Annotated in this window: 14 protein-coding genes and 1 pseudogene; 8 read left to right on the forward strand and 7 right to left on the reverse strand. The window is 54.3% G+C overall.

Annotated features, from left to right (window positions below; all coding sequences use genetic code 11):
* Window positions 1–264: 264 nt before the first annotated feature.
* On the reverse strand, window positions 265–1314 hold the full coding sequence (locus RTY00_RS05875; protein WP_312663777.1) for an NAD(P)-dependent alcohol dehydrogenase: 1050 nt from the start codon (window positions 1312–1314) through the stop codon (window positions 265–267).
* Window positions 1315–1425: 111 nt separating this feature from the next.
* Between RTY00_RS05875 and RTY00_RS05880 the strand changes: the two genes are divergently transcribed.
* Window positions 1426–1857: a helix-turn-helix domain-containing protein gene (locus tag RTY00_RS05880; protein WP_312663778.1), complete on the forward strand. Its 432-nt coding sequence runs from the start codon at window positions 1426–1428 to the stop codon at window positions 1855–1857.
* On the opposite strand, the gene RTY00_RS05885 is transcribed toward RTY00_RS05880, so the two are convergent.
* Complete coding sequence (locus tag RTY00_RS05885) at window positions 1799–2623, reverse strand: helix-turn-helix transcriptional regulator (protein WP_312663779.1); 825 nt, start codon at window positions 2621–2623, stop codon at window positions 1799–1801. The genes RTY00_RS05880 and RTY00_RS05885 overlap by 59 nt on opposite strands.
* A 103-nt stretch (window positions 2624–2726) precedes the next feature.
* Here RTY00_RS05885 and RTY00_RS05890 point away from each other — a divergent pair, with 103 nt between their 5' ends.
* On the forward strand, window positions 2727–3614 hold the full coding sequence (locus RTY00_RS05890) for an SDR family oxidoreductase (RefSeq protein ID WP_312663780.1): 888 nt from the start codon (window positions 2727–2729) through the stop codon (window positions 3612–3614).
* Window positions 3615–3736: 122 nt separating this feature from the next.
* Here the strand turns inward: RTY00_RS05890 and RTY00_RS05895 are convergent, their stop codons facing one another.
* Together RTY00_RS05895 and RTY00_RS05900 are read right to left on the reverse strand one after the other, a co-directional pair.
* A complete protein-coding gene (locus RTY00_RS05895; RefSeq protein WP_008109141.1) occupies window positions 3737–4558 on the reverse strand; it encodes a Cof-type HAD-IIB family hydrolase in 822 nt (273 codons plus the stop codon).
* Window positions 4559–4680: 122 nt separating this feature from the next.
* Window positions 4681–5319 carry a TetR family transcriptional regulator gene (locus RTY00_RS05900; RefSeq protein WP_312663781.1) on the reverse strand — a complete coding sequence of 213 codons (639 nt, stop codon included), beginning with the start codon at window positions 5317–5319 and terminating at the stop codon, window positions 4681–4683.
* Between the two features lie 91 nt (window positions 5320–5410).
* Between RTY00_RS05900 and RTY00_RS05905 the strand changes: the two genes are divergently transcribed.
* Window positions 5411–6079, forward strand: coding sequence for an O-methyltransferase (locus RTY00_RS05905; protein WP_312663783.1), 669 nt, complete (start codon window positions 5411–5413; stop codon window positions 6077–6079).
* Window positions 6080–6113: 34 nt separating this feature from the next.
* Here the strand turns inward: RTY00_RS05905 and zigA are convergent, their stop codons facing one another.
* From zigA to RTY00_RS05920, 3 genes are all read right to left on the reverse strand, one after another.
* Window positions 6114–7334, reverse strand: a complete 1221-nt coding sequence (gene zigA, locus RTY00_RS05910) for a zinc metallochaperone GTPase ZigA (RefSeq protein ID WP_312663784.1) — start codon at window positions 7332–7334, stop codon at window positions 6114–6116.
* Between the two features lie 154 nt (window positions 7335–7488).
* A complete protein-coding gene (locus RTY00_RS05915) occupies window positions 7489–8595 on the reverse strand; it encodes an ABC transporter substrate-binding protein (RefSeq protein ID WP_258145562.1) in 1107 nt (368 codons plus the stop codon).
* 116 nt (window positions 8596–8711) lie between these two features.
* Window positions 8712–9464: an IclR family transcriptional regulator gene (locus tag RTY00_RS05920; protein WP_312663786.1), complete on the reverse strand. Its 753-nt coding sequence runs from the start codon at window positions 9462–9464 to the stop codon at window positions 8712–8714.
* Between the two features lie 391 nt (window positions 9465–9855).
* Here RTY00_RS05920 and RTY00_RS05925 point away from each other — a divergent pair, with 391 nt between their 5' ends.
* The 5 genes and pseudogenes from RTY00_RS05925 to RTY00_RS05945 form a co-directional block, all read left to right on the forward strand.
* Window positions 9856–10248 (forward strand): RidA family protein, encoded by a 393-nt coding sequence (locus tag RTY00_RS05925; protein ID WP_008109150.1) that lies wholly within the window; start codon window positions 9856–9858, stop codon window positions 10246–10248.
* A 142-nt stretch (window positions 10249–10390) separates the two neighbouring features.
* Entirely contained in the window at window positions 10391–11227 is an 837-nt protein-coding gene (locus RTY00_RS05930) for a transporter substrate-binding domain-containing protein (protein ID WP_008109152.1), read from the forward strand.
* Between the two features lie 50 nt (window positions 11228–11277).
* Window positions 11278–12015, forward strand: a complete 738-nt coding sequence (locus RTY00_RS05935) for an amino acid ABC transporter permease (RefSeq protein ID WP_312663789.1) — start codon at window positions 11278–11280, stop codon at window positions 12013–12015.
* Entirely contained in the window at window positions 12012–12656 is a 645-nt protein-coding gene (locus tag RTY00_RS05940) for an amino acid ABC transporter permease (RefSeq protein WP_061718986.1), read from the forward strand. Before RTY00_RS05935 ends, RTY00_RS05940 begins: the two co-directional genes overlap by 4 nt.
* Window positions 12653–12726, forward strand: a pseudogene (locus RTY00_RS05945) (amino acid ABC transporter ATP-binding protein); the annotation flags it as partial. The gene RTY00_RS05940 and the pseudogene RTY00_RS05945, both read left to right, overlap by 4 nt.

Here is a 12726-nt window from a genome sequence, read left to right on the forward strand (position 1 = left end):
GAGGAATATCGCATGGATGGACTGCTGAGTTAGGCACAAAAAAATTCGATTCTTGCTGTTCGACCGACAAGTGGCGATGACGTCACATCAGGGTGCTGATGGGTGAACAAGTAACAGTATGTTGTAACTATATGCAGTGATTATTTCTGGCGAGCATTGACACCCGCTTAAGAATTAAAAATCAATGATATCAATAGACTGGATATGATTTTTCAGGCGATTTCAGGGTGAAATCGCCTGCAACTATGAGCAGGCGTATGACGTTTACCAGCAGGTCGCTTGCATATCGATAACGAAGCGGTACTTCACATCGCCCTTCAACATACGTGCGAACGCGGTTTCGATCGCTTCACCGGCAATCAGTTCGATATCGGCAGTGATATTGTGCTTGCCGCAGAAATCCAGCATTTCCTGGGTTTCCTGAATGCTGCCAATCGATGAGCCGCTGATGCTCAAACGACGATTCACCATCGGCGTGACGTTAGGAGACTGATGCGGCTGCTCAGGAATGCCGACCAGCACTAAACGACCGTTGGTTTTCAGCGTGGCAAGGTAAGGATCGAGATCGTGCGGTGCTGAGACGCAGTCCACAATGAAATCCAATGAAGTTTGCGCGGCCGCCATCTGCGCCGCATCGCGTGAAACCACCACGCGCGACGCACCTAAGCGCAGCGCATCTTCACCTTTGGCCGGGGAAGTGGTGAACAGCGTGACTTCCGCGCCCATTGCACTCGCCAGTTTAACCGCCATATGGCCTAATCCGCCCAGGCCGACCACGCCAACTTTATCACCGGCTTTCACGTTAAAGTGACGCAGCGGCGACCACACAGTGACGCCCGCACACAACAGCGGCGCAACGCCCGCTAACGGCAAGGTTTGAGGTACGGACACCACGAAGTGCTGATCGACCACGACATTCTGTGCGTAGCCGCCCCACGTGCTGTCGCCAGTGTATTTATCGATGCCGTTGTAAGTTGCAACAAAGCCGGATTCACAATATTGCTCTTCTTTCTGCTGGCAGAAATGGCATTCGCGGCAGGAATCGACCATCACGCCCACGCCAACAATATCGCCCGCTTTGAAATTGGTTACGTCCGCGCCTATTTCCACCACGCGCCCGACGATTTCATGTCCCGGCACCAGCGGATAGCGACTGACCGCCCATTCGTTACGTGCCATATGCAGATCCGAATGGCACACGCCGCAGTACAAAATTTCAATTTTGACATCCTGCTGCTGCAGCGGGCGCAGTGCAATCTGGCTAGAAGAGAGCGGTTTAGCCGCGTCGTGCGCGACTAATGCATTGATTTTCATAGTGCCTCCGTAATGAACTGGCTTTAGCTAGCTGAAGGCGGCAGACTATAGTGAACATGGTGCGAAATTGATAGTAGTTACCATTTGGTAACCATACAGGAGACGTAAACGATGCCCGCAATTGTTGACGGTAAGCTTTTTTTTTATGCGGATTCGCCGCCGCGGCGGCTAATGGATCTGTTTTCAGTGAAATGGAGCAGCATGGTTCTGCACGCGCTGTATCACTGGCCGAACCATCGCGCACGCACCGGCGAGTTGCAGCGCAGCCTGCAGGGAATTTCGAAGAAGATGCTGTTCCAAACGCTGAAAGAGCTGGAGCAGCGCGGGCTGATTGCCCGTCACGTTTATGATGTGGTGCCGCCGAAAGTCGATTACCGCTTAACGCCGCTCGGCATGACGTTCGCAGCACCGATTGAGCAGATGTATCAATGGGGGCTGGAGAATCAGGCGGCGCTGGATGAGATGGAAGCCCACTATCGCGCCGCTACGGACGCGCCATCAGCCGCGCTACACAATCCCGATCGTGCTGCTGACGCGGATTAAATACCACCAGACTTAAACCCGGTTTGCCTTCAACCGCGAAGGTGCTGTATTCCAGCTCCAGCACACCTTCGTCGGGCAGCCACAGCTGTTTAATGCCTTCGCCATGCTGACTCACTTCCTGCGATTGCCACAGCTGGCGGAAGGTGTCGCTCATCTCGCACAGCTGTTCTACCAGCGCGCGCACATGTTCGCTGGCGCCGGTTCGCGCCACGTCCGCGCGGAAGTTGGCCACCATGCCGCGCGTTACTTTATGCCAGTCCGGCAGACGCTTTTTCATCTCCTCGTTGCTGAACATCATCAGCAGGATATTGCGCTGGGCGGGCGGCAGCTCGGCGTAATCAACAAACACTTTGGTCGCCGCGCGGTTCCACGCCACTACTTGCCACTCTGCGGTTTTCACCAGCGCTGGCGTGTTCTCCATGCTGTCGAGTACGCGCTGCAGCGATGGCGAAACATCCACGCCCGCTTGCCATGTCACGCCCGGCAGACGATTTTGCGCCAGCAAAAACAGGTGATCGCGCTCGGCGGCGCTCAGCTCCAATGCGCGAGCTAGACGTTCCAGCACTTCTTCCGAAGGCGCGCCGCCTCTGCCCTGCTCCAGCCACGTATACCACGTGGTGCTAACGCACGCGCGCACCGCCACTTCTTCCCGGCGCAGGCCCGGTGTGCGGCGGCGCAGCAAGGTGTAGCCGAGTTTCGCCGCATCCAGCCGCTGGCGGCGTTCGCGCAGATAGTTGCCGAGCAGGTTGTCATCTTGCTGAGTCATGCCTTTATCCTGTTAGTGCGTATACCTGTATAAGCTCACGACTTTTCGCCGCGTCGCAGACTTTTATGATAGTGCTTCAACTTTGAAAAAGTGGAGCACCAATATGCGAATTTTTGTGACCGGGGCGAGCGGCTTTATCGGTTCCGCCATTGTGAAAAAATTGCAGGCACGCGGTTATCAGGTGCAAGGTCTTGCGCGTAGCGAGGCGTCCGCCGAAAAACTGCAGCAGCAAGGTGTGCAGGTGATTCGCGGCGATCTTGAAGATCTCGTCGGTCTGCGCAAGGCCGTTGAACAGAGCGACGGCGTGATCCACGCCGGATATATCCACGATTTCAGCCGCATGGATCATGCTGCCGACGTCGATCAACGCGCGATTCTGGCGATGGGTGAAGTATTGGCAGGTTCAGATCGTCCGCTAATTGTCACCACCGGCACCGCGTTGGTGTCGCCTGGACGTCTCGCCACCGAACAAATCAGACCGACTGCGGGCGCGCATCCACGTTCCAATTCTAACGTCGCCGCGTTGGCGCTGGCCGACAGCGGCGTGCGCGTGGCGCTGGTGCGCTTACCGCCAACCGTGCATGGCGCAGGCGATCACGGATTTATTCCGATGATCATCAATATGGCGAAGGAGAAAGGTGCGGCGGTATATGTCGGCGACGGCGAGAATTGCTGGCCTGCGGTACATCGCGATGATGCGGCTGAACTGTTTTGCCTGGCGGCCGAGCAGGCTGAGCCGGGTGCGATTCTGCATGCGGTGCAGGAAGAAGGTGTACCGTTCCGTCAGATTGCCGAAACCATCGGCGCCGGTTTAGCGCTGCCGGTGAAAAGCCTGACATTGGAAGAAGCCAAAGCGTGGTTAGGCTGGATGGCATTCTTCGCCTCTACCGATAATCCGTCCTCCAGCGCGTGGACGCGTGAGACGTTTAACTGGCAGCCAAGTGGGCCGGGATTACTGCAGGATATGCGTGAGGCGGGATATTTTAAATAACGGTCGCCATGAATGGCGTAATGCTTGACAGTTAAGCGTGAATCGGTCGCCATGAATGGCGACCCTACGATGACTTGGCAAGGTTTTCGTAGGGTGCGCATTTATGCGCACCTGGAAATTCATCAACCAAACGGCACTTCGCGCGCCAGAATGCGGGCGATTACGTTAAGTGCGCCTTCGTCATTGTTGCTTTCGGTTCTGTAACGCGACACCGCGCTGACCGGCGCTGCGGCGTTCGCCATTGAGAAGCTGTAGCACGCCTGACGCAGCATTTCGATGTCGTTGGCGCTGTCGCCTACCGCCACCACTTCACAATCATCGATGCCCCATTTTTCCTGCAGCAGCGCGATGCCGTGCGCTTTGTGGCAGCCGGGAATGATCAAATCAACAAAACCAAAACCGCTGGAAACCGGATGCATGATGTTTTCAATCGCGCCCAGCTCCGCGTGCAAACGCTCCATCAAGGCATCAACGCCTTCGTGGGCCAGGTTCAGCGAGAATTTAAAGATGGTGTCGTCGATATCGTAGAGATTGTCGCGCTTTTCCAGACGATGGTAGTGATTCGCCAGCATGGCAATCACTTCGTCGGACATTGATGTGTGCACGTACGCGCCGTTACGGCCACAAACCACGGTGCTGATGTCCGGTTCTTTAGCGAGAATATCGAGGATTTGATGCACGCGTTCCTGAGCCAGTTCGCCGCAGAAGATCTCTTCATTGCTGTCAGAAACCCACGCGCCGTTTTCCGCAACAAAAGCGATCTCATCTTTGATGTCAGGAAAGTAGCGCAGCAACTGATAATACTGATTGCCACTGGCGACCACGAAACGAATGCCCTTCTCTTTCAGCAACGCATACTGACGCGCAAAGCGCTGCGCATTGTACTGTTTGTTGTCATCGAGAAAAGTGCCATCCATATCCACCGCAATCATCTTCACTGCCATTTTGCTCTCCCGTTTGCTCATTCGGCTCTATAAAGGTTTTGTTAAGCTTACTCGCGGTGTGGATTATTGAGAATGTGAATAATGAGTTTGTTAACCGCTTTCAGAGATTTCCAGTCCATCTTTTACTGTAAATCGGCGCCTTTTTCCCTGATCCAGGCACAAAACATCTCCGCCATCTCCTGGGCGTAAGCCTGAATCTCTGCCGGCGTGCGCGGCGATTCGGAAAAGTGTTTCCCAACATTGCCCAGCGTACTGTTCAATAAATCTGCGGCGCGTGCCCGTTCGCTCTCCTCTGAGTGCGGTAATACTTCGCGCAGAAAATCACTGATAACATTATCACCTGCCGCGCGCGCTTCCTGCACTTCCGGCGCGTCACGATACAGAGGCGCGGCGTCATTCAGCGCAGTGCGCATCGCCGCCTCTTCACATTCGGAGTGCAAAAACGCCAGCGTGAGATCGTGCAGTCGCTGACGCGGTGTGTTGGCGGTATTACGCAGAATCGCACCTAACAAATTGCCGGTTCGCTGCCATTCCTCGCTTTGCAATCTGAAAAGAATAGCCGCCTTATTGGGAAAATATTGATACAGCGATCCAATACTCACACCCGCGCGTTCCGCCACCCGCGCCGTGGTGAAACGGGCGGCACCTTCCAGCTCCAAAACCTGAGTAGCCGCCTGCAAAATGGCGAAAACCAGCTCGCTGGAGCGCGCCTGCTGGGGTCTTTTTCGCTCTGAAATCTTAGTGTTACGTGGCTCAGCCATCATCATCCCCTGAACACGAATAGTGAAATGCGATTAATTCATCGTATTCTGTTGGCACAGCAAAATCCACTTGGTATGCCCGGAGAACAACATGAATACCTTAACTTCTGCGCCACTGGCGCCGCTGCTGAATTATCTGTTTGAGCTGGCCGATAATATGGCGCATCCAACCAACGATGCGTTCAGAACGATGTCTGACGCCGAACAACATCGCCTGCTGCACAGCAAAACCGATTATCTGGAACTTTACGGACATTTGAAGGAAGTCCCGCTGGCGGTGTCGCGTGAAACCGGCAAGTTGCTGTATATGCTGGCGCGCAGCAGCCATGCCAAAACCATCGTTGAGTTTGGTACCTCGTTCGGCATTTCCACGCTGCATCTGGCGGCGGCGGTACGCGATAATGGCGGCGGAAACATCATCACCTGCGAATTTGAGCCAGGGAAAGTAGCATTAGCCCGAAACCATTTCGCCGATGCCGGCGTCAGCGATTTGATTGAGGTGCGCGTGGGCGATGCGTTGCAAACATTGAGCCGCGATCTACCGGCCACCATCGATATGCTGGTGCTCGACGGCGCAAAAGCGATTTACCCAGAGATTGTGACGCTGGTGCAGCCGTTTTTGCGTCCTGGCGCGCTGATTGTTGCCGACGATGCCGACTTCAGCCCGGAATATCTGGAGCTGGTGCACAGCAGCCGAGGGTTTATGTCGCTGCCATTTAATGATGGGGTTGAGGTTTCGATGTGGTTGGGTGCAGCGTAATTGAGGAGGTCGCCATGAATGGCGACCCTACAAATCAGTTAAACCATGGCTGGAAGGGATCGGGGAATTCTGCCCAGTTATCGGAGCCGAGCGCCATCTCCTCATCGGTTAACAGCGCCAGTTCCAGTTTGTTACGCAGCGCGGCTTCATCCATGTCGATACCGATAAACACCAGTTCCTGACGCGCGTCGCCGCTACCGTCAACCCAATTTTCTAAGATGTAGCCAAGGTTTTCCGCATCTTCCGGCCAGCGATCTTTCGGCACGCTGGCCCACCACATCCCGGCTAAACCCTGGCGCGACACGCCGCCCGCCTGCGACCATGAACCGGCATGGCGCGGACGGCTGGCGATCCAGAAGTAGCCTTTAGATCGCACCACGCCGCGCATCTCGCTTTCAATCAGCTGGAAAAAACGCATCGGATGGAACGGGCGACGCGCGCGAAACACGAAGTTACGAATGCCGTACTCTTCGGTCTCGGGCGTGTGTTCGCCACGCAACTCCTGCAGCCAACCCGGTGCCTGCGCGGCGGCATCAAAATTAAACAAACCGGTGTTGAGCACCTGATCCAGCCCGACTTTGCCGAATTCAGAGGTAATGATGTTGGCGCGCGGATTGAGTGACGTCAGGATCGCCATTAATCGCGCTTTTTCCGTTTCGTTAATCAGGTCGGTTTTGTTGAGGATCAGCACATCGCAGAACTCGATTTGATCGACCAGCAAATCCACCACCGTGCGCTCATCTTCAGCGCCCAATGATTCTCCGCGCGACTGAATGCTTTCGTTCGATTCATAGTCGCGCAGGAAGTTAAAGCCATCGACCACCGTCACCATAGTATCGAGCGAGGCGACTTCAGACAGACTTTGCCCGTCTTCATCAGCGAAGGTGAAGGTTTCTGCTACCGGCAGCGGTTCAGAAATGCCAGTCGACTCGATCACCAGGTTATCGAAGCGACCATCCTTTGCCAGGCGATTCACCTCCAGCAGCAAATCTTCACGCAGCGTGCAGCAAATGCAGCCGTTACTCATTTCCACCAGCTTTTCATCGGTGCGCGACAGCTCTGCCCCGCCCTCGCGCACCAGTGCGGCATCGATATTCACTTCCGACATATCATTTACGATCACCGCCACGCGACGGCCTTCGCGGTTATTGAGAATATGATTAAGCAGCGTGGTTTTACCGGCGCCGAGAAAACCAGAAAGCACGGTGACGGGAAGTTTTTTAAAACCATGCTGGTTTTGGGTTAATGCTGACATAGCAACTCCTCTGAATGACAACGTTCACAAGGCGTATAAGCATACGCGCAGTGCTGTTTTTAGTTATGTTATAACATAACAATTATCGTTGTCATTGAGGAATTTTGATTGGTCGAATTGGTCGCCAAAAATGGCGACCATGGAAAACCCGCGATTACTGATTGTTCGGGTAACTTAAATCAATCGCGTTATCCGGCAACGTAGTGAAGTTTTTAACGATGGTGCGGAAATCTGCGTTCGGCTTCAGATCGGCAAACTGTTGCGGATAGAGATCCTTCGCCAGAATTTCCATGCCGATGATGTTGTACGGATGGTTATAGAAGTGATGATACACGCCATATACGCGGCCTTGTTTTACCGGCTCAATCTGCGCCAGGCCAGTGCGTTTCAGCAGCGTCTGGAAGGTGGCTTTCACTTCCTGCGGCTGCACGCCATAACCAAACGGCAGCACATTGGCGTTCGGACGCTTCGAACCGGTCATGATGTAAACATCCGGTTTCATAGCGATGATTTTCTCCAGCGCGACAAATCCGGCGTTGCCCGGCAACAGTTCAGAGCCGATATTTTTACCGCCCACCGCTTCCACCAATCCGCCCCAACCATTGTGGCTGTGCGTGAAGCAGCAGTTATCGCTATTCCCGGCGATCGGTTCGATAAACACCGTTGGCTTATTTTTCACTTCAGCCACACCTTGGGTAATGCGCGCGAATTTCTGCTGATAAAAATCGGTGTAAGCCTTGGCCTGGGTTTCGCGGTTCAGCACTTTGCCGAGCAACGTCACGCTCGGTGCGGTGTTCTGCGCCGGATGCAGTTCGTAATCCACGAACACCACCGGAATATGAAGATTCTGCAACGTAGCGAGCACGCCCGATTGCTGAAGCGCCGGTTTGGCGCGCAACTGCGCAATCATCAAATCCGGTTTTTGCGCCAGCACGCTTTCAAGATTAACCTGGCCCTGATCGTTAAAGCCCATATCGACGATTTTCGTCGCTTCCGGCCAGCGCCCTTTCAGCAAATCCCAGGTTTGCGTATCTTGCTTTTTCGGCAGATTGTTCCACGCCACTACGCGCTTAAACGGGTCATCGCGGTCCAGCAGCGCCAGCGTTAAAATATCGCGGCCATCCTGCAGAATGATGTGCTGCGGCTCTTTACTGATGGTTTGCGTATTGCCGTCCATATCGGTGACGGTCAGCGGATACGTGGAGGCGGCAGCCGCCGTTGAAGCCAGTAATCCCATTGCCAAAAGCAGGCGCGTTTTCATCCCATAACTCCGTGGTAAAAAGAATAGTTATTATTATCAATTACCTTAACACAACCTTAAGTGGCGAGAATAAACGCCACTTCAATCAGGTGTAACGGAGTTTTACGAGGGCGCTGTCAGGTGAAATCTGACAGTTTTTGTCCTGAGGTGATCAGTTCCTGCAGCAGCATCTGCCGACGTTCCTGCGGCGTATCGCGGCTGACCATAAAGCAGATAGCAGCAACGGCCTGACCGCTGCGTGAACGGATCGGCGCCGCCATGCAGCAGGTAAAGCTTTCCGACAAGCCTTCCGTCATGCAATAACCGAGTATTCCGGCGTGATGAATTTCATCAAGAAACGCCTGCTTATCGAGGATCTGGCCGCTGGCGAGGCGATAATCCTCCTCCGGGATCAGATCCAGAATCGCGCTATCCGACCAGTTACTCAGCAGTAAGCGGCCGGTCGCGGTCCAGGTAATTGGCACACGCACGCCGATATCTGAGGTGATTTTGAACGGATGCGCATTACTCTCAGAGAGCACCACGGTGTATTTATTGCCTTCCAGCATACAGAGCTGCACGGTTTCGCCGTGGCGCGCCACAATCTCCACCATCAATTGATGCGCCCGACGGATCAGATCGTTGTGCGCCATATAATCCGCACCGTAATAGTGCATCTCACGGCCAAAGAACACCGCGCCTTCGGCATCCAATTCTACCAAACCGGCTTCACTCAACAGGCTGACTAATTCATAGATGCTGGAACGAGGTGCGCCGGTTGCGTCGATCAACGCGCGCATCGACATCGGTTGGCGTGCGCTGTGCAACTGCCGAAAGATATCAATAACCCGGTCAACGCCGCGCGCCCGCGAGGTTTTTTCATCCGGCATAAACTCACTCCTTGGTGGCATGGCTATAAAAGGCATAGGCATTGTAAGAGAGGCATGATACACCGCGCACCAACATTTACCCATCCCGGATTAAATAAATATTAATCACCCGCCATTTATTACCACGATCAATTTTGGTGCCTCATTATGGCGCACCACGCTCACTGAACTTTTATAAAACTACGATAGCGATCACACTCCAATTTAAATACGCACTCAACTTAAATTTATTTTGCGATCCGGACGACATCACAAAAAATTAAATAGTAGTGCACATATTGCAAAAGAAAATTTCCTGTGCAAATCTTGCCCTATCCAGTATTGCAGATAGCAGTCTGGTATATCAGACAACACAGTAAGCAGATTTTCGCTGCAACAGGAGCAGGAACGGATGACGATTAAACGTTATGGCGTGGAAGGCGGAACCGGCACCGGCGGGCAGAAACTGCCGTTTGCCCGCGCGGTGGAAGCCGATGGCTGGCTCTACATCTCCGGCCAGACGCCGATGCGCGACGGCGAAGTGGTGGAAGGCGGTATCATCGAACAGACGCAGCTGGCGTTCGAAAACTGTCTCACCATCATGCGCGAAGCCGGTTATCGCGTGGAAGATGTGGTGCACGTTACGGCGGTATTAACCGACGCGCGTTATTTCAGTTCATTTAATAAAGTATTCAGTGAGATATTCAGCGGAAATCCACCGGCACGTATTTGTAGCGTGCAGGATTTAGTGGTCGACTGCAAAGTCGAAGTCGATATGAAATGCTTCCGCGCCGATCGTAAATAAATATTACGGTTAAAACAGGCTGGCGAATGTTTACTTTCTCCGCCCACACCAGGACAGCCTGTTATTAATTGATGTCTTTCTATTTTGCTGTGAAATAACGGTATTACGCCGTCTCGTCAAAATTTCTAAAGAGAGCATAACAATGAAGACAACATCGCTAAAAGTGAGTCTCAACGCGCTAGCCGGCGCGCTGGTATTACTGACGCTGGCGGGCTGTACGCCAACCGAAGAGAAAAAAGAAGCGGGCGCCGCACCGCAGTCAGCGCTGCAAACCGTGTTGCAACGCGGCACGCTGCGCGTCGGTGATTGCCTGAGTTTCGCGCCATTTGGGTTTTACGATAAAGACGGCAACCCGGATGGCTACGATGTTGATCTCGCCAAAGCGCTGGCCAAAGAGATGGGCGTGAAGCTGGAAATGGTCAACACCACCAGCGCCAACCGTATCCCTAACCTGCAAACCAATAAAGTGGATGTGGTGTTCTGCAACTTCACCCGCAATCTGGAACGCGCCAAAGAGATCGGCTTCACCAACCCGTATGTGGTGGCGAGTGAAGCGATGCTGGTGCGTAAAAACAGTGGCATTCAGTCCGCACACGATATGGGCGGCAAAACCATCGCCACGGTGAAAGGCTCAACCAACGGTGACGAAGTGCGCAATCTGGGCATTGACGTGAAAATTCAGGAGTACGACTCATCGCAGGCGGCCATCCTCGCGGTGAAACAGGGCCAGGCCGATGCGATGATCGAGGATAACAACTTCCTTGCCTATCAAGCCAAGCTCGACCCGACATTGACCGTGACCAACGAAGCGCTGGTGCCGCTGGAATACAACGCCTTTGGTGTGAAACAGGGCGATCAGGTCTGGACCAACTACCTCAACGAATTCCTGTTTGAAATTAACGCCTCCGGCGAAAACGCCCAGCTGTATCAGAAATGGTTCGGCAACAAACCGCGTTACCCGCTGAATCCGCAATATTGATCCCCACGCGGCGCGGCAGCTGATGCTGCGCCGCCCGAAGGAGCAGAACCATGAGTTATCAATGGCTAACCCTGTGGCGCTACGCCGACACTTTTCTTGACGCCGCATGGCTCACCTTGCAGGTGACGTTGCTGGCGTTTGCGCTGGCGGTGGCGCTCGGTTTGCTCTCGGCGCTGGCGAAAGCGTCGCCGCTGGCCCCGCTGCGCTGGATCAGTCACTGCTACGTTGAGTTCATCCGCAACACGCCGGTGCTGCTGCAGATCTTCATCATCTTCTTTGGTCTGCCGTCGCTCGGCATCACCATGAGCGCCTTTACTGCGGGCGTGCTGGCGCTGGGGATTAACGTCGGTGCCTATCTCTCCGAAACCTTCCGCGCGGGCATTCAATCGGTGCCGAAAGGCCAGCTTGAAGCCGCATGGGTGCTGGGCATTCCGCGTCGTCAGGTGTTTCTCACCGTGGTGCTACCGCAAGCGGCGCGCGCGGTGTGGCCCGCCATTATCAACAACCTGATTCAATTGCTGCTCGGCACCTCTTTGCTGTCGGCGATTGCGCTGCCCGAACTGACAGGCACCGCCACGGTGATCAACGCGCGTACGCTGCTGTATATCCAGACCTTTAGCGTGGTGGCGATGGTTTATCTGGTGCTGAGTAACCTGTTCTCCTGGCTGGGTACGATTGCAGGACGGCGCATGTTCCATCCGCCGCTGGTGACCCCGATAAAAAAGTCCGCCTGGTGGTGGGCAAAAAAATGGCTGACTAATCCAGTGAAACGGGAGAACGCGCTATGAACGAGTTAATCATCAGTTCGTTACCGATTCTGCTAAAAGGGCTCGGTATCACACTGCTGCTGTCGGTGGCTGCGATTATTGGCAGCACGCTGCTGGGCTTGCTGGCGGCGGTGTTGCGCACCAGTCGCTTGCCGGTGCTGAAGCAGGTTGCAGTGATCTACACCGAACTGTTTCGCGGCACGCCGGTGCTGATCACGCTGATGTTCATCTACTTCGGCGTAGCCTATTTCGGTTATGACATCAACCTGTTTGCCGCCGGTATTCTTGGCCTGAGCATCTATCAGGGCGCGTATATCGCCGAGGTGTTCCGCGCTGGCATCGAAGCGGTGCCGAAAGGTCAGTGGGAAGTGTCATGGATTTTGGGCCTGTCCAAACGCCAGACTTTTATGAGTGTGATCCTGCCGCAAACGCGCGGCATCGTATTGCCGCCGCTGGCGGGCCAGTATCTTTCCCTGATCAAAGACACCTCGATCGTCAGCATGATCGGCATGTCCGAACTGATGCACCAAGGCCAGGCGATTGTCGACCGCATCGGCCAGCCGGTCATCGTTTACGGCCTGGTCGCCCTGCTCTACTTCGCCGTCTGCTTCCCGCTTTCCCGTTGGGTTCAACATCATCAAACCAGGAGCCAAATCTCATGAGCAAATCCGCTATTACCTTAAGCCGGATAACCAAATCGTTTGGCGCAACCCAGGTGCTGAAAGAGATCAG

It is taken from the genome of Pantoea sp. CTOTU49201, from assembly GCF_032054795.1.
GTDB classification, from domain to species: Bacteria; Pseudomonadota; Gammaproteobacteria; order Enterobacterales; family Enterobacteriaceae; genus Pantoea; species Pantoea symbiotica.

Coding starts and splice junctions, on each gene's coding strand:
- RTY00_RS05875 (WP_312663777.1), bottom strand. CDS start 1,314: ATGAAAATCAATGCATTAGTCGCGCACGACGCGGCTAAACCGCTCTCT.
- RTY00_RS05895 (WP_008109141.1), bottom strand. CDS start 4,558: ATGGCAGTGAAGATGATTGCGGTGGATATGGATGGCACTTTTCTCGAT.
- RTY00_RS05905 (WP_312663783.1), top strand. CDS start 5,411: ATGAATACCTTAACTTCTGCGCCACTGGCGCCGCTGCTGAATTATCTG.
- RTY00_RS05915 (WP_258145562.1), bottom strand. CDS start 8,595: ATGAAAACGCGCCTGCTTTTGGCAATGGGATTACTGGCTTCAACGGCG.
- zigA (WP_312663784.1), bottom strand. CDS start 7,334: ATGTCAGCATTAACCCAAAACCAGCATGGTTTTAAAAAACTTCCCGTC.
- RTY00_RS05890 (WP_312663780.1), top strand. CDS start 2,727: ATGCGAATTTTTGTGACCGGGGCGAGCGGCTTTATCGGTTCCGCCATT.
- RTY00_RS05900 (WP_312663781.1), bottom strand. CDS start 5,319: ATGGCTGAGCCACGTAACACTAAGATTTCAGAGCGAAAAAGACCCCAG.
- RTY00_RS05920 (WP_312663786.1), bottom strand. CDS start 9,464: ATGCCGGATGAAAAAACCTCGCGGGCGCGCGGCGTTGACCGGGTTATT.
- RTY00_RS05940 (WP_061718986.1), top strand. CDS start 12,012: ATGAACGAGTTAATCATCAGTTCGTTACCGATTCTGCTAAAAGGGCTC.
- RTY00_RS05880 (WP_312663778.1), top strand. CDS start 1,426: ATGCCCGCAATTGTTGACGGTAAGCTTTTTTTTTATGCGGATTCGCCG.
- RTY00_RS05935 (WP_312663789.1), top strand. CDS start 11,278: ATGAGTTATCAATGGCTAACCCTGTGGCGCTACGCCGACACTTTTCTT.
- RTY00_RS05885 (WP_312663779.1), bottom strand. CDS start 2,623: ATGACTCAGCAAGATGACAACCTGCTCGGCAACTATCTGCGCGAACGC.
- RTY00_RS05925 (WP_008109150.1), top strand. CDS start 9,856: ATGACGATTAAACGTTATGGCGTGGAAGGCGGAACCGGCACCGGCGGG.
- RTY00_RS05930 (WP_008109152.1), top strand. CDS start 10,391: ATGAAGACAACATCGCTAAAAGTGAGTCTCAACGCGCTAGCCGGCGCG.